This is a genomic window from Bradyrhizobium sp. SZCCHNS1022, assembly GCF_032484835.1.
GTDB lineage: Bacteria > Pseudomonadota > Alphaproteobacteria > Rhizobiales > Xanthobacteraceae > Bradyrhizobium.
Genome location: NZ_JAUETT010000007.1, coordinates 89,141 through 107,262 on the forward strand (window position 1 = coordinate 89,141; position 18,122 = coordinate 107,262).

The window sequence follows — 18,122 nt, forward strand, 5'->3', positions numbered from 1 at the left end:
CGAATGAGGTTCTCAGCATGATCCGAGCCACACGCGTTCTGGGCCAGCACCACTGGCGCGAAGCCGCTGCCGATACTGTCGTGCTCGATTTCGACGACCGTCACCGGCGGCGGACGGCAATGACCGGCACCCGCGGGCTCCAGTTCCTGCTGGATCTGGAGCGCGCCGTCGCCTTGCGCGGCGGCGATGCACTGGTGCTCGAAGACGGTCGCTTGGTCGAGGTCGTCGCAGCAGCGGAGCCGCTGCTGGAGATTCGTGCCACCGATCCGCAGCATCTGGTGCGGCTCGCCTGGCATCTCGGCAATCGCCATCTGCCGACGCAGATTATGGCCAAGGCTCTGCGCATCCGTCGCGACCATGTCATCGAGGGGATGGTGAAGGGGCTCGGCGCACGCGTGATCGAGATCGAAGCGCCGTTCGATCCGGAAGGCGGCGCCTATGCTGAGCCGGCGCATGGTCACGACGACGCGCACGATCATGCGCACAAGCACGGCGCACACGATCATGCGCATCACGGCCATGGCTGCGGTCACGCTCATGATCACGGCCACGAGCATCATGATCATGATGGTGAACATCACCATGAGCACGATGACCATTGTGGACACGCGCATCACCACGGCCATTCCCATGCTCATGACCGCACATGAGGTCGAACGCGATCGTGAGGTGATGACCGGGGTCGAGGCTGCTGCGCTGTACCGGCTGCTGACTTGGCTGTCGCCGTCCTTCCCTGTCGGCGGCTTCTCCTATTCGAGCGGCATCGAATGGGCCGTGGAGGCCGGTGACGTCACGGATGCGGCGAGTTTGCATGACTGGTTATCGGCGATGCTGACCGACGGCGCGGGCTTCTGCGACGGCGTGTTTCTGGCGCAGGCGCATCGCGCGATGGAAACGGATGATCGGGGTGCGTTGCGCGAGGTGGCCGAGCTCGCGGCCGCCTTTGTGCCGTCGCGTGAGCGGCAGCTTGAAACAACGGCGCAGGGGCGGGCATTCGTCGAGATCGCACGCGCCGCCTGGACTTGCGGTGGGCTGGATGACGCGATCTCTCAATGCGAGACTGTCGTCTACCCGGTTGCCGTCGGCATCCTGGCATCGGCGCATGACATCCCACTTCCGCCCACGCTGCACGCCTTTCTCCATGCGTTGACTTCGAACTGGATCTCGGCCGGCAGCCGGCTGATCCCGCTCGGTCAGACCGACAGCCAGCGCGTGCTCGCGGCGCTCGAACCGGTGGTGACGGCCACGGCCATCCGCGCGCTGGCAGCCACGCTGGACGATCTCGGCAGCGCCACTTTCCGCGCCGATCTCGCCAGCCTTCGCCATGAGACGCAATATACGAGGCTGTTTCGGTCGTGATGCAGTTCAATGCTCTCCAGTCGTCCCGGCGAACGCGGGGACCCACAGCCACCGGCAATTATTATTGCGTGAGGCGTCAGCCATTCTGCTCTGCCGATATATCACGCGTTATCGGTCCCGGCGTGCGCCAGGACGACAGCAATGCGAGGGTTGTCTAAAATGTCATCTTCTCACGGCCCGTTGCGCGTCGGTATCGGTGGCCCGGTCGGATCAGGCAAGACGGCCCTGATGGACCTGTTATGTAAATCGATGCGCGAGCGCTACGACATCGCGGCGATCACGAACGACATCTACACCAAATGGGACGCCGAGTTTCTGGTGCGCTCAGGCTCGCTGACGCCGGATCGCATCGCCGGCGTTGAGACTGGCGGGTGCCCTCATACCGCGATCCGGGAGGATGCCTCGATGAACCTCGCCGCCGTCGCCGACATGTGCGCGAAATTCCCGGATCTCGATCTCGTGCTGATCGAATCCGGCGGAGACAATCTGGCCGCGACCTTCTCGCCGGAGCTCGCCGATCTCACGATCTACGTCATCGACGTCGCAGCCGGTGACAAGATTCCCTCGAAGGGCGGCCCGGGCATCACGCGCTCCGATCTTCTGGTGATCAATAAGATCGATTTGGCACCTCATGTCGGGGCATCGCTCGAGAAGATGGAGCGCGATGCCACGCGGATGCGCGGCGAACGTCCTTTCGTAATGACCAATCTCAAGAAGAACCAGGGGCTCGATCGGATCATTGGCTTCATCGAGACCAAGGGCGGCCTGAGCCCGTCGAAGCTTCGCGCTGGGGCGCGCTGATCTGCCGCACCCCTCGTGGCCGACCGGCGACGCTGCCGGTTCTGACGCAAAAAAGCCGCACGGCGGCCGGAACAAAGTTTGCTTTCGGCGTTTACAAAAGGTCCGGATTCCGGCCTGACGGTGTGCCCCCTCCGGGATAATCGGAGGGTTCGAGAATTGCGTCCCGTTGGCTCAATCATGATATGTTTGGTCGGCTGTGTTTTTGCGTTCATGAGTAAGCGGTCCAGGCTTTTGATGACTCGTTTACCCCAACCCTCGATCGCAGAGTAAACGAGTGCTTCGGCTCGGTGTCATCATCGGTGCGATCGCGCTGATCGGGACGGTGCTCTCCGGCCTCGCCGCCTATCGTGTGCACGACCAGGAGCTGGCCCTCGATCGCATCGCTCTGGCCCGGGCTATCGATGTTCACGCCAGCCTCGTGCAGGACCGTCTGACCGAACGCGAGTTGCTGGCGCGTGTGGCGTCGCGGCTGTTTCGTGCGCCGACGGTTATCCGCGCCAATATGCTCCAGCCGCTCCGCGCCGCGATCTACGCGTTCAAGACCGACTTCGTGGTCGCGGCCTGGGTCGCGCGGCTCAAGCCTGACGAACTGCCTGCTGCGCGCAACGAACTTCAGCGGTCCGGCTTCGCCAATCCCACCATTCACAATGTCGACGGCAAGCCGCTTGATCAACAGGGACTCGATCACCCGATCGACGTGTTGATGGATCTTGAGCCGCGCAGCGCCGAGACCGCATCGCTTCCAGGGGTGGTGCTGGACGGACATCCGGTCTTCGGTCCGACGCTGGCCCGCGCCCTGGCCGAGGGCAAGCCGATCGTCTCCGATCCGTCCTCGCTATTGGGGACAAATGGTCCGGTCGGCCTGATGCTCGCAGCGCCGGTCGTTCCGGACGATGCGAGTTCGGCGGTGGGGTTCGTCGCCTTCTCCTACGAGCTCGGTCCCTTGATGCTCACCAACGACGACCTGTCGCTGTTTTCGGTCGCGCTCAAGGATCCGCGTAGCGCGACCAGCGAGCTGATCGCCAACGATCAAGGCGTGGTGACCATCCGGACGCGCGAACCGGAAGCGGCTCCGCCATCGGCCACGCGCACGGTCACCTTCGGCAATCGCGACTGGTCGCTCGTCTATTATGCCAAGAGCAATTCGATGCGGCGTGCCCAGCAGACGGCGGCGATCGTCGGTGTCATCGGGCTTGCGCTGACGGGCATCGTCTGTGGTCTGTTCGGTTACGTGGCCTACAATAATCTGCGGCTCAGCCGGGAAATCCAGGTGCGGATCGGCTTCGAGCGGCGGCTGACCGCCGTGATCGACGAGCTGAACCACCGGGTCAAGAACATCCTGGCCGTGATCCAATCGATCGTCACCCGTACCCTGCGTCACGGCAGCGACATCGACAGCGCGCGCGAACTTCTGATCGGACGCATTCACGCCATGTCGAATGTCGTCACGTTGCTCAGCGAAAGCCAATGGCAGGGCGTCCACCTGCGCGGTCTGTTCGAGGCGCGAGCCATTCCGCATGCCGAGCGTATCGCCATCAGCGGTCCCGACATCACGGTGAGCGCACGTGCCGCGCAAAGTCTGTCATTGCTGTTTTTCGAGCTCGCCTCGCATTCCGACGAGGGCTTGTCGTTGGTCGGCAAGCACCCGCATATTACTGCGAAATGGGAGGTGACGGGCGATGAATCGGAGATGGTGTTTCACTTCCGCTGGGAGGAGTTCAACACCAGCGAGGCCACACGAAGGCCGGACAGCGATTTCGGCCTGATCCTGCTCGATCGCGTCGCTCCGGAAGCGCTTGGTGGTACGTCCAAGCGCTACTTCACCGAAGCAAGCTATGTCTACGAACTCACCGCGCCGATGGTGACCGTTGTTGACATGACCGAGCGCGACCGCACCGAAAAGTTCTCAGCTCCGGTACGTCCTGCTCGCTGATCCTCATCCGCTGCAGCCCTCCAGCGTCCATTCGTAGATCGGGGCGGGCGCGTGAGCAATGCGGCGCCTGCATTGACGCGCCGACAAGCCGGCAGGCGGCACGAACGAAAAGGCGGCCATCGAGGCCGCCTTTTATATTTGTCAGTTGTCGGTCGGCGAGCGGATCAGCCGCCGCTGCCGCCGATCACGGCCCGTACCGTCTCATCGGGACCGAAATCCTCGGCACCTTCGACATAGAGCAGGGCCGCCAGCTTCGATCGCGCACGATTGACGCGGCTCTTGATCGTGCCGACCGCGCAGCCGCAGATCGCAGCGGCATCCTCGTAGGAGAAGCCGGACGCTCCAACCAGGATCAACGCTTCCCGCTGGTCCTGGGGCAGCTTATCGAGCGCCGCGCGAAACTCCTCAAACTCCAAATGCGCGCCCTGTGCAGGATGCGTCTTCAGGGTTTTGGCATAATTGCCTTCGGCATCCTCCACCTCTCGCCGCCGCTTGCGATAGTCGGAGCGAAACAAGTTGCGCAGGATCGTGAACAGCCATGCCGGCAGATTGGAGCCGGGTTGGAAGGAATCGATATTGGCGAGGGCACGCAGCAGCGTTTCCTGCACCAGATCGTCGGCGCGGTCACTGTTACCGCTGAGCGAGATGGCAAAGGCTCGCAGGCTCGGAACGGAAGCCAGAATGTCGTCCCGCAGGGAGTCAGTGAGAGGCATTAGTCCCTCCCGTTATTTTGGTCGTTGGATCCCCCGCTGTTGTCCACGTGGGGTGGATCCCCCGAGACATCAAGCTTCCGGATCAAATCCGCAAACCGGTCGGGGACACCCTGGCGGACGACATCGTCGTACATGGCGCGGAGCTGGTGTCCAATTCTGGACTGAATCTCCGCATTGAGCCCGCCGGGCTTGCGCGGTGCCGCAATCTTGCTGGCTTGAGACTTTACATCCTTCATGACCTTTTCCACGTTTCCCCGAGAGTTAAGTCCCTGAAGCTTCAAGAATTATTCTCGTCGTTGAGAGGTGTGTCGGGAACTAATGCGAACCGACGACAAAAGTTCCCATTGATTTGGGAACTTTTCTGCGGCTCGGGAGTAGTCTGCCCACCAGGGGAACCCGGGCCGCCCCCGAGGATGTTTGGCCCAAAATAGCGAATGGAGTGGGGATGTCCCGATCACAGCTTGTTGCTGAACATTTGCCGTTGCTGCGCCGCTATGCCCGCGCCCTGACCGGCAGCCAGGGCTCCGGCGACGCCTATGTGGGCGCCATGTTGGAAGCCTTGATCCAGGATCCCTCCCTGCTGGATGAACGCTACGGACCGCGCGCCGGCCTGTTCCGGCTGTTCACCCAAATCTGGAACTCGGTGGCACTGAACGACGACACCGAGGTCACGACCTTGCCGATGCCGCCGGAGCGGCGGCTCTCCAACCTTACGCCGTTGCCCCGCCAAGCGTTCCTGCTCCTCTCGCTGGAAGGTTTCGCCGAGGAGGAGGTCGCTTTTATCCTCGACATCGATGTCGCGGAAACCCGGCGCTTGGCCGATGCCGCCGGTCGCGAGCTGGCTGCAGAGATCGCCACCGACGTGTTGATCATCGAGGACGAGACCTTCATCGCCATGGACCTTGAGAGCCTGGTGCGGAATCTCGGCCACAACGTGATTGGCGTCGCCCGCACCCATGCCGATGCGGTGGCGCTTGCCAAGAATAGGAAGCCGGGCCTGATCTTGGCCGATATCCAGCTCGCCGATGGCTCGTCCGGCCTGGACGCCGTCAACGAGTTGCTGCGCACCTTCGAAGTCCCGGTGGTGTTCATCACCGCTTATCCCGAGCGCTTCCTGACCGGCGAGCGGCCGGAGCCGGCTTTCCTGATCTCGAAGCCGTTCCAGCCGGCAATGGTCTCTGCCGTGGCCAGCCAGGCGCTGTTCTTCCAGCGCAACTCCCGTAACCGGATGCCCAAGCCGGCGGCATAAAAGCCGATCCCTGTTCGCTTGGTCCGCGACATAGATGTGTTCAATCGGCGCGCTTCACGATCGAGGCGCGCCGATCGTTTTATTCTGCAGGTGCGCCCGCGACAGATGCCGTCGATCTTCGACGTGACAACGCGGTCGTGCGCTGTAAGGCCGCTCGCCTTCATCAGCTCGTCGAAGGATGTCTTTGCCGGCGTTCCCGAGATGGTAGACGGGCTTGCCCTCGTGCCATGACCTTGCACCGACCGATCAGGAGCAAGATTTAGGAATGAACAAACGAATGCGGGGCACGGCCGGCATCACCACGGCCGTGCCCCGCGTTGCCGGTCAATGGGGCAGGGGGAACGACCGGCTGCAGTGATGACTCACGACGCCAAAAGTCGTTCCTTTGGTCGCCGACTATTTTTTTACCTCACCGCGACGGATTTTAAGACACGGTTAAGTGATCGGCCCATCCAAGAACCCCGTTCCCGCGACCAACGTTGGAATGGCGATCGCCAGCGGGCGAGGGAACAGGGCCATGGCGTATTCAGCGAAAATCTTTGTTTTTGGGACTTTAGCAGCTTCCTTGACGCTCGGAGCGGTTCAGCTCGCATCGGGCCACGATCTGACGAGCGCCTTCCGCGGCGGTTCGGCGAACAACGTCAACCGCGCCGCCAAGGCAGATCGCGGTGCGATGCCGCAGGCTGCCGGACCGACGAGAACTGTCGCACTGCACCTGTCGCAATTTTCCGACACGACCTTTCTGCTTCGCCTGCCGCTGACCGCCGGCAACGGCCCGAGCCTCGCCGGCGAGGGTGGGACGAGACAGCCGCCTTCGCGGCCGATCGGGATTGACAGCGGCAAGAAGGAAGTCGCGAAGCGGCCGGTCGCCTGCGAGCCCCCCGTTTCGGTCCTGACCGAAATCGCGAAGCAGCTGCAGCCCGGCCGCTGCATTACCTGACGAACAGCCATCATTCAGCAGCCAGCGATTTTGCCTTGTGTGAATTGCACCGGTTGCTCCGCCACTCCCGCCTCGGCGCCGCGCGTGTTGGCGCCGAGGTTTTTTTGTCCTCCAAGGCTGGACGACCAAGGCTAAACGACCAAGTCTGAACGACCCGCGTTCAGTCGATCAGCGCCGCCAGGTCACGCCGATCAGGAAGCCAAGTCCGAGTGCCAGGCCGACGGTCGCCAGCGGGCGCTGCGTGATGACGTCCTCGAAGCGTTCCTCGAGCGAACTTGCAGCATCCTGCGCCGCACCCATCATCGCGTTGCCGCGCTCGGACATGTCATCGAAGGTCTGATCCATTCTCTCTCGTGCTTCGCGATAGCCGCTGCGGGCCTGGTTGCCGGCTTTCCCGGCGAAGGCGTTGAGCGCGTCGGTGATCTGGTCGGTCAGGGCGGCGATATCGTTTTTCACGGCGGTGACATCCTTCTGCAGGCGTTCGTAGTTCGCTTTGTCGGCGAGGTTCTTCGTCGCGGTCTCGCCATCGGTCATCGACATCGAAAACTCCCGGGCAAGTGGTCAACTGCGTCAGTCCGACAAACGCGGCGTCATTGGGGAAGTTCCTGGAACGAAACCCCAATTAGTCCGGCGGAAGTTGCGGCGAATCGTCCGGCAACAGATGCTCTTTCATGATCAGGCCGACGATCAGCAGCGGCGAGGCCAGGAAGGCGCCCATCGGACCCCAGAGCCAGGTCCAGAAGGCGAGTGCAATGAAGACGGCCAGCGCGTTCAGCGCCAGCCGGCGGCCGATGATGGTCGGCGTGATGAAGTGGCCCTCGACGAATGCGATTCCGGCGAAGGCAAGGGGCGCAACGAGCCCGCCGCCGAGCGTCGGAAACGTGATGATACCGACCACCGTCAGGATCGCGAACATCGCGATCGAACCGATGATGGGAATGAAGTTCAACGTCGCGGCGAGCGCGCCGAGGCCGGCTGGATTGGGCATCCCGGACAACGCGCAGGCAAGCCCGGTGGCAACGCCGAGCCCGGTGTTGATGAGCGTGACGGTCAATAGATAATTGCCGAGATGCAGCTCGATCTCATTGAGGATGCGTAAGGTGCGCAGACGCGCCTCATGATCACCGAAATTCATGATCAACGCGCGTCGCAGATCGCGCCAGCTGGCGATGAACAGCACCAGCGTGGCGAAGAACAGCAGGAATTCGGTGAAGGTCGGCGACAGGAATTCGATGGTGGGTTGCACCCAATCGAATTTCGGAAGTTGCAGGTTGGTGGCGCTCTCGGGACTGCCGCCGCCGGTCGCGGCCTGCATCTCATGCCAGAGTGCGATCGGCCGATCGAATACATTCAGCTTGTCCTTCAGCCGCGTCGCAAGCTCCGGCAGCCGGTTGCTCCAGTCGAGCAGGGGTGCAGAGATCAGTCCGACAATGAAGGCCACCGCCGTGGCAACCGCTGCCACGATCAGCAGCGCGGCGATCGCCCGTGGAATCCGAAAGCGCTCCAGGCGATTGGCCGCGGGCGACAGCATGGTCCCGACCACGAACGCCATCACGACCGGAAGAAAGAACGCCTTCGCGAAGTAGAGAACGCCGGTGACGCAGATCACCGTCAGGATCACGAGCGCGATGGCGACCACCTCGGTGCGCCGGATCATCGGCGGCACTTCGCTTCGATGCTCGACAAGTGGTGAGCCTTCATTCCCGTCCGGCAGGAGGCGCTCGGTGGGAAGTACGCGCACCATGTTTCTCTCGCGGCCGGAGGTGTCCGACGCTGGTCTGCGCCGGGGAGTGTCAACTTTGGCGTTAACCGTCGATCCAGCCCCAAGTTCCGTCGCGCGAATGTGAGGCTCGAATGCCGAACATGCGGCTCGCGTGGCTTGACAGATGTGTGAGGGACACAGCCGGGGCGGAACTCCGGCGAGACCGTTTGCGTTTGGACCCAGGAAGCGCATCGCCGGCCGCGATGCCCGATCTCGAGGGGGCAACCCATGACAGAGTCCGTTTTCGCCCGGAGCTGGTCGCTGCGCCGCTCCATGCTGATCTTCGCCGGCCTTGTTGCACTGGCGCCGTGCTTTGCCACCGCGGTCCGGGCCCAGGCGCTCGGCTACGCGCCCTTCGCCCGTGAGGTCTTTCCGCCGGAAGAGGCGGCGCCTAATACCGCTGTTCAGGACGAGGACAGCGCGCTGCCGGATCGCTTCCGCCGCACCATCGTCAACCTCGATACGCGCGAGGCGCTGGGCACGATCATCATCGATACCGGAAATACCTACCTCTATTACGTGCTCGGGGGTGGTCGCGCGATCCGCTACGGCGTCGGCGTCGGACGTGAAGGGTTCACATGGTCGGGCGTCCAGACCGTCAGCCACAAGGCGGAATGGCCGGATTGGCATCCGCCGGCGCAGATGATCGCACGCCAGCCCTATCTGCCGCGCTTCATGGCCGGCGGGCCCGGCAACCCGCTCGGTGCGCGGGCGATGTATCTCGGCTCCAGCGAATACCGGATCCACGGCACCAATGATCCCACGACGATCGGCAAGTTCGTCTCGTCCGGCTGCATTCGCCTCACCAATGAGGACGTCACCGATCTGTTCAATCGCGTTCAAGTCGGCACCAAGGTCGTGGTGCTGCCCAAGGGATCGCCCGGACTGTCGAAGCGCGCGCCGCTGCAGGCGCGCAGCACGCCGCTCGCGCCGCCCCGTCCGCTCCTGACGACATCGGGGCGCCAGGCGATGTCGATCCCGGTCTCGTCCGTCAACTGAGCGAGGAGACCGTGATGAAGGCTCGATTGGTTGCCGCCGTGCTGGCGCTGGGCACCGCCGGTCTCGCCGGTGCGGTGGCATTGCCGGCAGCAGCCCAGGCGGAGGATTTCTTCTCCGCCTTGTTCGGTGGCTTCGGGTCGCCCCGGCAGTCGGCGCCGCAGCCCTACGTCCGCTTTCCCTTTGCCGACGATGCGCCATCCCAGCGGCGGCCGGCGCCGCGGGAAGAAGCCGCCTCGGGCGGCGGTCAGGCCTGGTGCGTGCGCACCTGCGACGGTCGCTATTTCCCGCTCGGCGCGACCGGCGACCAGGGCAAGGAGGCGGCCTGCAACAGCTTCTGCCCGGCATCGAAGACCGAGATCGTCTATGGCAGCTCGATCGATCAGGCGGAAACCGATGAGGGCAAGCCCTATTCCGAATTGCCGAACGCGTTCCGTTATCGCACCCAGATCGTCGACGGCTGCACCTGCAACGGCAAGGATCAATTCGGGTTGGCCAAGGTCCCGATCGAGAACGATCCGACCTTGCGCAAGGGCGATATCGTCGCCGGTGCGGACGGGCTGATGGTCGCCAATCGTGCGGCCGGCAAACATGCCGAGACCAACTTCTCGCCAGCGCCGGAATCGATCCGGGCTCGCTTCCGCCGTGCGCCGGTGGTCGCGTCGGAGTAGGCCGTCCCTGACCGCGTGACCATCAGGTCGCGCGAACCCTGCCGAGGAATTCGTTGACCTGATCGCCGAGATGCAGCCTCCGGCTCTCCTCGCCGCGCGCCCGCCGTTTTCAGCGGCCGCCGCAACGTCGCGCGCGAGCGTGCGGGTCATATTTCGGTTCCGGTTTGGGAACCGGAGCGGCCCGGGAACGTTGGATCGGCAGCGCATCATCTCAGGGGCCGATCCATGCTCATCAGTGCTCTCGTCACCTTCCTCGTCGTCATCCTCGTGCTCTATCTGATCAATCTGCTGCCGATCGACGGGCGAGCGAAGCAGATCTGCCGGGTGATCGTGATCATTCTCGGCGTGATCTCGCTCTTGAGATATATCGCTGTAATTTAACACCTTAAGGTTGCGATTCGACCGAAGAAAAAGCCCCGGTGAGCGCCGGGGCTTTCGCTGCTTATGCTGACGCCTTGGCCTCGCGGCGCCGCGCGGTCAGGATGTATTCGGTGTAGCCGTTCGGCTGCGTGCGCCCCTTGAAGACGAGGTCGCAGGCGGCCTTGAAGGCGACGCCGTCGAAGGCGGGCGCCATCGGCTGGTAGAGCGGATCGCCGGCATTCTGCTTGTCGACCACTTCCGCCATCCGCTTCAGCGATTCCATCACCTGCGCCTCGGTGACGACGCCGTGGTGCAGCCAGTTGGCGAGATGCTGGCTGGAGATGCGCAAGGTGGCGCGGTCTTCCATCAGGCCGACATCGTGGATGTCGGGCACCTTGGAGCAACCGACGCCCTGGTCGATCCAGCGCACGACGTAGCCGAGAATACCCTGGCAGTTGTTGTCGATCTCCTGGCGCACGTCGTCGGGCGCCCAGTTCGACTGCGACACCGGAATGGTGAGGATGTCGGAGAGCTTCCCACGCGGGCCGCCCTTCGCGAGCTCCTGCTGCCGCGCCTGCACGTTGACCTGGTGGTAGTGCAAAGCGTGCAGCGTCGCCGCGGTCGGCGACGGCACCCAGGCCGTGGTGGCGCCGGCCTGCGGGTGGCCGATCTTCTGCGCCAGCATGTCGGCCATCTTGTCGGGCGCGGCCCACATGCCCTTGCCGATCTGGGCGTGTCCCGGCAGGCCATCGATCAGGCCCATGTCGACGTTCCAGTCCTCATAGGCCTTGATCCAGGGCTGCGCCTTCATCTCGTTCTTGCGGATCATCGGGCCCGCTTCCATCGAGGTGTGGATCTCGTCGCCGGTGCGGTCGAGGAAGCCGGTATTGATGAACATGATGCGCTTGGAGGCCTGCTGAATGCAGGCCTTGAGGTTGACCGTGGTGCGGCGCTCCTCGTCCATGATGCCGATCTTCATCGTGTCCTCCGGCAGGCCGAGCAGCTTCTCGACCCGGCCGAACAGCGCGACGGCGAAGGCGACCTCGTCGGGGCCGTGCATCTTCGGCTTGACGATGTAGATCGAGCCGGTGCGGCTGTTCTTGAGCTTCGAAAGACCCTTGAGGTCATGGAGTGCAAGAAGCCCGGTGACGGCGGCATCGAGAATGCCCTCGGGCACCTCCTCGCCCTTGGCGTCCAGCACGGCGTCGGTGAACATGTGATGCCCGCAATTGCGGATCAGCAGCAGGCTGCGGCCGTGCAGGGTCAGCGTCTTGCCGTCGGGCGTGGTGTAGCTGCGGTCGGTGTGCAGCGAGCGCGTCAGCGTCTTGCCGCCCTTCTCGAAATCGGCCGCCAGCGTCCCGTTCATCAGGCCGAGCGTGTTGCGATAGACCAGCACCTTGTCCTCGGCATCGACGGCGGCGACCGAGTCCTCCATGTCGAGGATGGTGGAGACCGCGGCCTCCATGATCATGTCGGCGACCCCGGCCGGATCGTCCTTCCCGATCGGATTGTTGCGGTTGATCTGCACGTCGATATGCAGGCCGTTGTTGACGAGCAGGATCGCGGAGGGCGCGGCGGCATCGCCCTGATAGCCGGCGAACTGCGCCGGGGTCTTCAGCGCCGTGGCGTTGCCGCTCTTCAGCTTGGCCGAGAGCTGGCCGGCGATCACGCTGTAGGACGTCACGTCGGTGTGGCTGCCGGTGGCGAGCGGCACTGCGGCATCAAGGAAGGCCTTGGCCTTGGCGATCACCTTGTCGCCGCGCGCCTTGTTATAGCCCTTGCCCGTCGCGCTCGGATCGTGCGGGATCGCATCGGTGCCGTAGAAGGCGTCGTAGAGCGAGCCCCAGCGCGCATTCGCGGCATTCAGCGCATAGCGCGCATTGGTCAGCGGCACGACCAGCTGCGGCCCGCAGATCTTGCCGATCTCCTCGTCCACATTTGCGGTCTCGACCTTGTGCGTGGCCGGCTCCGGCTGGAGATAGCCGATCTCCTTCAGGAAGGCGGTGTAGGCGTTGAGGTCGAACGCCTTGCCCTTGTCGGCGAGATGCCAGGCGTCGATCTTGGCCTGCAAGGCATCGCGGAAGGCGAGCAGCTCGCGGTTCTTCGGGGCGAGGTCGCGGATGATGGCGGCGAGGCCGGCCCAGAACGCGTCGGCGTCGATCCCGGTCTTGGGCGCAGCCTCCTTGGCGATGAAATCGTAAAGGACGGGGGCGATCTTCAGTCCGTGGGCGTCGATGCGGTTCATCATCCGAACGTTTCTCTCTGCGAGGCGCGGCGTTGCGCGCCGATTGGAGCAATTACTGCCGAAAATGCGGCTCGGGACGCCATTTAGCGTCAAAGCCGGGCAAGCGGAAGGGGGGCAGGGCGAAGGGGCCATATGCCGCGGCCGCCATGACCTGCTCCGGGTCTCGCCTTCAGGCCGGCCGCGCCTTTTACCGTTGGCCGCGCGCTCGGTCGGGTCCAGGCATCGTCATGCTTGCCATTTTCGGAAGCGTCAGAAGAAGCGTCAGAAACGGTGTCATCCCCGCGAATGCGGGGATCCAGCAAGCCGCGGCTTCTCGGTAGGGTCACAATTGTCTCTGCAATACTGGATCGCCGGTCGAGTGTGTGGCCGGCCATCCACGTCTTGGTGGCCCCGGCACAGCGCGGATGGCCAGCTTCCACCCTCCCCTGGAGAGGGAGGATCGGCGCGCGCCGCGCAGCGAGGTGCGACGGGGTGGGGTGAATTCACTACTGGCTGCGGACGTGGAGAGATCACCCCACCCCGCCTCACATCTCGCTTCGCGCGTTGCGAGGCGACCCTCCCCCTCCAGGGGAGGGTGGCAGTGCGCGCTTGGCATCGTTCTACTCAACGTCTCAAACAGCTTATCGGGATAAGCGTCCGCGTTCCCGCGACGCGTTTCGCGTCCGAGCTTTGTGAACGATCCGCCCTCTCGAAGATGGAGGGCGCAGGGAAGGCCGGGTGTTGGCTCACACCCATGGCCCGCCTGCAGAAAAGAATGCAGGCGGCAGTCACCACAGGTACGAGCCGGACAACCGGCCTTCCCTGCGCGATGGCTTTACGGCTTATACGTGATCTCCCCGGGGACCGGCTTGATTGCCCCCGTCATCCGCGCGCTCGTCGCTTGCCGCGGATTTGACACCAGCACCGGGATGCCAGGACCACACGACTTCGCCGTGCGCATCGGATCGTTCGTCGGCATGGAATGAACCATGCTGCAACCCGATGCGCCCACCGCATCCCGCGCCCAACGTTTCGTGACGATCGCGAAGCGCCCCTCTCATCGAGGCGGGATGGCGGAGTATATGCATAATTTCTGAAAAAAAGAAATAGAAATATCTTGCGTAAGGGGCTGGAACCAATGATGCGTTGATGTTGCAGCCGAAATTAGTCTTACTGCGTCAAAATCGCCGTCATTCCGGGTTCGATGCCGGCGCATCGCTTCGGGTGACGGTGAAGCAGGCCATGTCTCGCGCTTGTAACGCAGGAAGCGTGCCCAGCGTCTTCGTCCAGGTTGAAGGCGTGGGTACGGCGCTGCGCGCCTTTGTCCACCCTACGAACTAGGCCCAAGCGAGACCATCCGTCATGATTGGTCCGTCATCGCTGTCATTGCTGGCGCGATCAGGCAAACGTTGCCGAGATCTCGTGCCGTGCTCGCGCCGATGCCGGATATCCAGCCGTCCGACGGTTGCGGTTAAACTCTGCGTCAATCTCGCGATCCGTGCGGTCGCCTGCCTGATGACGAACAAGATCGTGGTGACACGGCTCAGGATGCCGAGCAGGAGCAGGACCGAAAAGACGTCGATATAGGCCAGGATATCGCCGACCAGCATCAGTTCGGGCGGAATCGGGATCCTGTGATAGTAAGCCAAAATCAGAATGAGGACCGGGATGAAAGCGACGATCCGCCTTAGCGTCAGCCGATCCAAGAAGGCGGCGAGCTGTACGACGAAAACATCCCATAGCCAGTCCCCAAAGAGGGCAGGCTTATCGATGGTCCACTTCTTCCAAAGCGCCTTCCACATCGGCTATGTCCGCATCCGATCCCGCCAATGCATGTTAATATACCGGCCATAAACGCGCGTGGAAGTGGTCTTGGATGCCTCGGGTACGTAGGATGGAGTAAGCGTAATGCCGCATCTTCAACGCCTGGCGGATTACCAGTATCGATCGCGCTCATGCTGGTTTCTGGGAGCGCGGACCTGCGGAAGATGGCGCGTGAAGATCAACGTGATCAGAGCCAGCGATGCCGCATCACCTTTTGCGGATATTAATGAAGCCGCCTGGGACACGAGCGCGTCGGTCCTTCGGGAGTTGCCCGAAACCGACGTGGACACGAATATTGGCTTCCTCATCATCCATGTCGGTCAAGCCGGCGTGTGGCTGCTGATCGACCGCTGGGAAGATTGTGACATCCTGCGCCACCATCACTTCCGAGCGCCGCTTGCCGATCCGACCCGTTTCACCGATGTCAGCGCAGAGCATTACGGTCCCTGCGTCTGGGAGCTGGCGGTCCAGGCGTTCGAGCGGCAGGCGTGGCTTGATCACGTGCTGGCAAACCCGGCCGGGCCTGATATCGAGGGCTATCTGTCCGTCGGGCTGAATGGTTCGATTTGAACCAGTCTCGTAGGGTGGGCAAAGCGAAGCGTGCCACGGCGTTCCGCGCCTTTGCTCACCCTACGAACCTATGTCTGCCGCTCAACGAGATGCGCGCGCGAGGTCGCGGGCTCGAACGGGTCGGCGAAATATTGCGTTTCGTGGGCCACCAGTCCGTCGCGGAATTCCATGATGCTGATCGTGTAGGACGGCCTGCCGTCATAGGTGAGGACAAACTCGGTGACCCAGAGATTGCCGTCGCCGATCATGCGTCGGACCTTGAAATGCTTCTTGTTCGGCTGGACGGTTCGGCTCTCCTGGATATTACGCCGGCCACGGATGCGCTCGCCCGATTGCGGATAATCCAGCACGGCATCGTCGTGGTAAATTTCATGTTCGGTCTCGAAATCGCTCGCGTCCGAAGCGTCCCAATGACGCGCGAGCGCTGCTCGCATGGTTCGATCATCCATCTCACGCTCCCGCTCTGTTTCGAGCTTCTCTGAAACAACGGCTATCGGCCTACAGCCGCTTGTCCCGTAAGCACGTAGGGTGGGCAAAGCGAAGCGTGCCCACCATCCTTGTTGTCGAACTCGGTACGGTGGGCACGGCGCTTCGCGCCTTTACCCACCTACGAACCATGTGTGTTGACCCGCCGGGGTTTGAGCCCTTGCCGCTTGTCGCCCTTGCGCCTGCGGCCTTGGCAAACGTCTTTCGCCGTGGCGTCCGGCACTCGTCGTGCCGCGACACGATGCGCTGCCGCGAGCGCCGCGCGCGCCCACACCACGAATTCGTCAGGCTCATCGAACAGCCGTTCCGGTGCGCGCCAAAAGGCCAGGTCGATGCTGCGTCCGCCCTTGCTATAGTTGAGCGGCGGGAACGCCGCTGCCTCCTCGAAGATCGGCTTGTTGCTCTCGTCCACCCGGAAGTAGAGGGTATCTTCGGTCACCATAGCCAGCATGACGCCGTCGCAGAAGACGCCTGTCTTGCCGAACATGCGGCGAAACGTGAGCGGCCCGAGGGTAGCGAATTGTTCGCGCAGGAACTCCGAAAAGCTGGCGCTTGCGACCATCACGGTCTCTCTCATGGCGGGACCATCTCATGCTGCTCGATCTTTCTCCTTTTCGTGAATTCGATCAATTGAGAATAGCCAGCTCAGATCGGCCGCACGATGGGCCGTCCGATTGTCGCCAGAGCGCCCGCTCAAGCGTGTTTCGTCCGACGCACGCTGCAAATCCCCGAAGATTTGAAGACGCTTGGCAAGACATTGCAGGAACGTTCCCCCGCTCGCGCTGTTCAAGCAGGGCCGGAAGTGGAGACGTTCCCATGTCCTCTCAGCCCTTTTCTGTCTTGAGCGCCCGCTCGGCGCTCAAGCATCTGTTCTCGCGGCGTAACTTCCTCGGCGCTTCGACCGCCGCGGTGGCCGGCGCGCTGGCCAGTGAGCGCGCCGTGGCGCAGGTCAATGCGCAAGGCTCGGAGCAGCAGCGCAGCGCCAGCGATCCGGGGCCGCAGAACCGCACCCTGCAGCAGCTCTTCCCGAACAGCGTTTCGCCGCCCCCGACCGATCACGCGCTGCCGCCGACCTTCTGGAGCTCGTTCTCGATGATGCACCGGCGCATCCAGGACGGCGGCTGGTCGCGACAGGTGAACGTCAATGATTTCCCGATCTCCAAGGACATTGCCGGCGTCAACATGCGCCTGACTGCCGGCGGCATCCGCGAGCTGCACTGGCACGAGGCCGATGAATGGGCGATCATGCTGTATGGCAATTGCCGCATCACGGCGGTCGATGTCGACGGCGGCACCTTCGTGGATGACGTGAGCGCGGGCGATCTCTGGTACTTCCCGACCGGGGTGCCGCACTCGCTGCAGGGGCTTGGTCCCGACGGCTGCGAATTTCTGCTGGTGTTCGATGACGGCAAGTTCTCCGAGGACAACACCACGCTGCTGTCGGACTGGATGATCCATACGCCGCCCGATGTCGTCGCGAAGAATTGGAGCGTGCCCGAGAGCGCGCTGGCCTCGTTCAAGACCATTCCCCAGGAAGGCCGCTACATCTTCCAGGCCGCCGTTCCCGGCGGCTTGGAGCAGGACCGCAGCGCCGCGATCAATTCCGGGCAGCGCAGCACGCAGACCTTCGATTTCCGGATGATGCGGATGCAGCCGCAGAAGTCCGACCGCAGCGGCGAGGTGCGGATCGTCGATTCCACGAACTTCGCGGCGTCACAGAACATCGCGATGGCGCATGTCACCGTGAAGCCGGGCGGCATGCGCGAGCTTCATTGGCATCCGAACGCCAACGAATGGCAGTACTACATCGCGGGCAAAGGCCGCATGACGGTGTTCTTCAATCGCGCCGAGGCCCGCACCGCCGACTTCAATCCCGGCGACGTCGGCTACATCCCGCAGACGCTCGGGCATTACATCGAAAACACCGGCGACACCGATCTGGTGTTTCTCGAGATGTTCAAGACCTCGCACTATCAGGATATCTCGCTGAACCAGTGGCTCACGCACATTCCGCCCGAGCTGGTCACGCAGCATCTCGGCATTTCGCCGGAGACGCTGCAGGCGATCCCGAAAGCCAATACGGCAATCGTTCCGGGATGAGGTTCGATTTTGCTATCGCTAAGCTGGCGCCGTCATGCCCCGCGAAGGCGGGGCATCCAGTACGCCGCGGCTTCTCGGTCGAGCATGAGCGCCTCTGGAATACTGGATCGCCCGCTTTCGCGGGCGATGACGGC

At 63.1% G+C, this 18,122-nt stretch carries 19 protein-coding genes; 11 read left to right on the plus strand and 8 right to left on the minus strand.

Annotated features, from left to right (window positions below):
* Positions 1 to 17 precede the first annotated feature (17 nt).
* The 4 genes from QX071_RS30725 (at position 18) to QX071_RS30740 (ending at position 4,093) form a co-directional block, all read left to right on the plus strand.
* Positions 18 to 650 carry an urease accessory protein UreE gene (locus tag QX071_RS30725; protein ID WP_315702958.1) on the plus strand — a complete coding sequence of 211 codons (633 nt, stop codon included), beginning with the start codon at positions 18 to 20 and terminating at the stop codon, positions 648 to 650.
* Positions 637 to 1,359: an urease accessory protein UreF gene (locus QX071_RS30730; RefSeq protein ID WP_315703193.1), complete on the plus strand. Its 723-nt coding sequence runs from the start codon at positions 637 to 639 to the stop codon at positions 1,357 to 1,359. The genes QX071_RS30725 and QX071_RS30730 overlap by 14 nt, the downstream gene beginning before the upstream one ends.
* Positions 1,360 to 1,518: 159 nt before the next feature.
* The gene (gene ureG / locus QX071_RS30735; RefSeq protein WP_315702959.1) at positions 1,519 to 2,160 is read left to right on the plus strand and encodes an urease accessory protein UreG; all 642 of its coding nucleotides are present in this window, start codon (positions 1,519 to 1,521) and stop codon (positions 2,158 to 2,160) included.
* Positions 2,161 to 2,434: 274 nt separating this feature from the next.
* Positions 2,435 to 4,093, plus strand: coding sequence for an HWE histidine kinase domain-containing protein (locus tag QX071_RS30740; protein WP_315702960.1), 1,659 nt, complete (start codon positions 2,435 to 2,437; stop codon positions 4,091 to 4,093).
* A 164-nt stretch (positions 4,094 to 4,257) separates the two neighbouring features.
* On the opposite strand, the gene QX071_RS30745 is transcribed toward QX071_RS30740, so the two are convergent.
* Entirely contained in the window at positions 4,258 to 4,806 is a 549-nt protein-coding gene (locus QX071_RS30745) for a sigma-70 family RNA polymerase sigma factor (RefSeq protein ID WP_315702961.1), read from the minus strand.
* Positions 4,806 to 5,042 (minus strand): NepR family anti-sigma factor, encoded by a 237-nt coding sequence (locus QX071_RS30750; RefSeq protein WP_315702962.1) that lies wholly within the window; start codon positions 5,040 to 5,042, stop codon positions 4,806 to 4,808. The genes QX071_RS30745 and QX071_RS30750 overlap by 1 nt, the downstream gene beginning before the upstream one ends.
* A 209-nt stretch (positions 5,043 to 5,251) precedes the next feature.
* Between QX071_RS30750 and QX071_RS30755 the strand changes: the two genes are divergently transcribed.
* Positions 5,252 to 6,055 (plus strand): response regulator, encoded by an 804-nt coding sequence (locus QX071_RS30755; RefSeq protein WP_315702963.1) that lies wholly within the window; start codon positions 5,252 to 5,254, stop codon positions 6,053 to 6,055.
* A gap of 565 nt (positions 6,056 to 6,620) precedes the next feature.
* A complete protein-coding gene (locus QX071_RS30760) occupies positions 6,621 to 6,995 on the plus strand; it encodes a hypothetical protein (protein ID WP_315729475.1) in 375 nt (124 codons plus the stop codon).
* A 168-nt stretch (positions 6,996 to 7,163) separates the two neighbouring features.
* Here the strand turns inward: QX071_RS30760 and QX071_RS30765 are convergent, their stop codons facing one another.
* On the minus strand, positions 7,164 to 7,535 hold the full coding sequence (locus QX071_RS30765) for a YqjD family protein (protein WP_315702965.1): 372 nt from the start codon (positions 7,533 to 7,535) through the stop codon (positions 7,164 to 7,166).
* Positions 7,536 to 7,617: 82 nt separating this feature from the next.
* Positions 7,618 to 8,736 carry an AI-2E family transporter gene (locus QX071_RS30770; protein WP_315703194.1) on the minus strand — a complete coding sequence of 373 codons (1,119 nt, stop codon included), beginning with the start codon at positions 8,734 to 8,736 and terminating at the stop codon, positions 7,618 to 7,620.
* 249 nt (positions 8,737 to 8,985) lie between these two features.
* Between QX071_RS30770 and QX071_RS30775 the strand changes: the two genes are divergently transcribed.
* From QX071_RS30775 to QX071_RS30785, 3 genes are all read left to right on the plus strand, one after another.
* Positions 8,986 to 9,756 carry a L,D-transpeptidase gene (locus tag QX071_RS30775; RefSeq protein ID WP_315702966.1) on the plus strand — a complete coding sequence of 257 codons (771 nt, stop codon included), beginning with the start codon at positions 8,986 to 8,988 and terminating at the stop codon, positions 9,754 to 9,756.
* Between the two features lie 14 nt (positions 9,757 to 9,770).
* A complete protein-coding gene (locus QX071_RS30780) occupies positions 9,771 to 10,424 on the plus strand; it encodes a DUF2865 domain-containing protein (RefSeq protein WP_315702967.1) in 654 nt (217 codons plus the stop codon).
* A 225-nt stretch (positions 10,425 to 10,649) separates the two neighbouring features.
* Positions 10,650 to 10,805 carry a Thivi_2564 family membrane protein gene (locus QX071_RS30785; protein WP_315702968.1) on the plus strand — a complete coding sequence of 52 codons (156 nt, stop codon included), beginning with the start codon at positions 10,650 to 10,652 and terminating at the stop codon, positions 10,803 to 10,805.
* A gap of 61 nt (positions 10,806 to 10,866) precedes the next feature.
* On the opposite strand, the gene QX071_RS30790 is transcribed toward QX071_RS30785, so the two are convergent.
* Positions 10,867 to 13,029: a malate synthase G gene (locus QX071_RS30790; protein WP_315703195.1), complete on the minus strand. Its 2,163-nt coding sequence runs from the start codon at positions 13,027 to 13,029 to the stop codon at positions 10,867 to 10,869.
* A gap of 1,316 nt (positions 13,030 to 14,345) precedes the next feature.
* Entirely contained in the window at positions 14,346 to 14,810 is a 465-nt protein-coding gene (locus QX071_RS30795) for a hypothetical protein (protein ID WP_315702969.1), read from the minus strand.
* 193 nt (positions 14,811 to 15,003) lie between these two features.
* On the opposite strand from QX071_RS30795, the gene QX071_RS30800 reads away from it, so the two are divergent.
* Positions 15,004 to 15,402 (plus strand): hypothetical protein, encoded by a 399-nt coding sequence (locus QX071_RS30800; RefSeq protein ID WP_315702970.1) that lies wholly within the window; start codon positions 15,004 to 15,006, stop codon positions 15,400 to 15,402.
* 68 nt (positions 15,403 to 15,470) lie between these two features.
* On the opposite strand, the gene QX071_RS30805 is transcribed toward QX071_RS30800, so the two are convergent.
* Both QX071_RS30805 and QX071_RS30810 read right to left on the minus strand, forming a co-directional pair.
* Positions 15,471 to 15,851: a nuclear transport factor 2 family protein gene (locus QX071_RS30805; protein WP_315702971.1), complete on the minus strand. Its 381-nt coding sequence runs from the start codon at positions 15,849 to 15,851 to the stop codon at positions 15,471 to 15,473.
* Positions 15,852 to 16,009: 158 nt separating this feature from the next.
* Complete coding sequence (locus QX071_RS30810) at positions 16,010 to 16,465, minus strand: TfoX/Sxy family protein (RefSeq protein WP_315702972.1); 456 nt, start codon at positions 16,463 to 16,465, stop codon at positions 16,010 to 16,012.
* A 239-nt stretch (positions 16,466 to 16,704) separates the two neighbouring features.
* Between QX071_RS30810 and QX071_RS30815 the strand changes: the two genes are divergently transcribed.
* Positions 16,705 to 17,988 (plus strand): cupin domain-containing protein, encoded by a 1,284-nt coding sequence (locus tag QX071_RS30815; protein WP_315702973.1) that lies wholly within the window; start codon positions 16,705 to 16,707, stop codon positions 17,986 to 17,988.
* Positions 17,989 to 18,122: the final 134 nt, after the last annotated feature.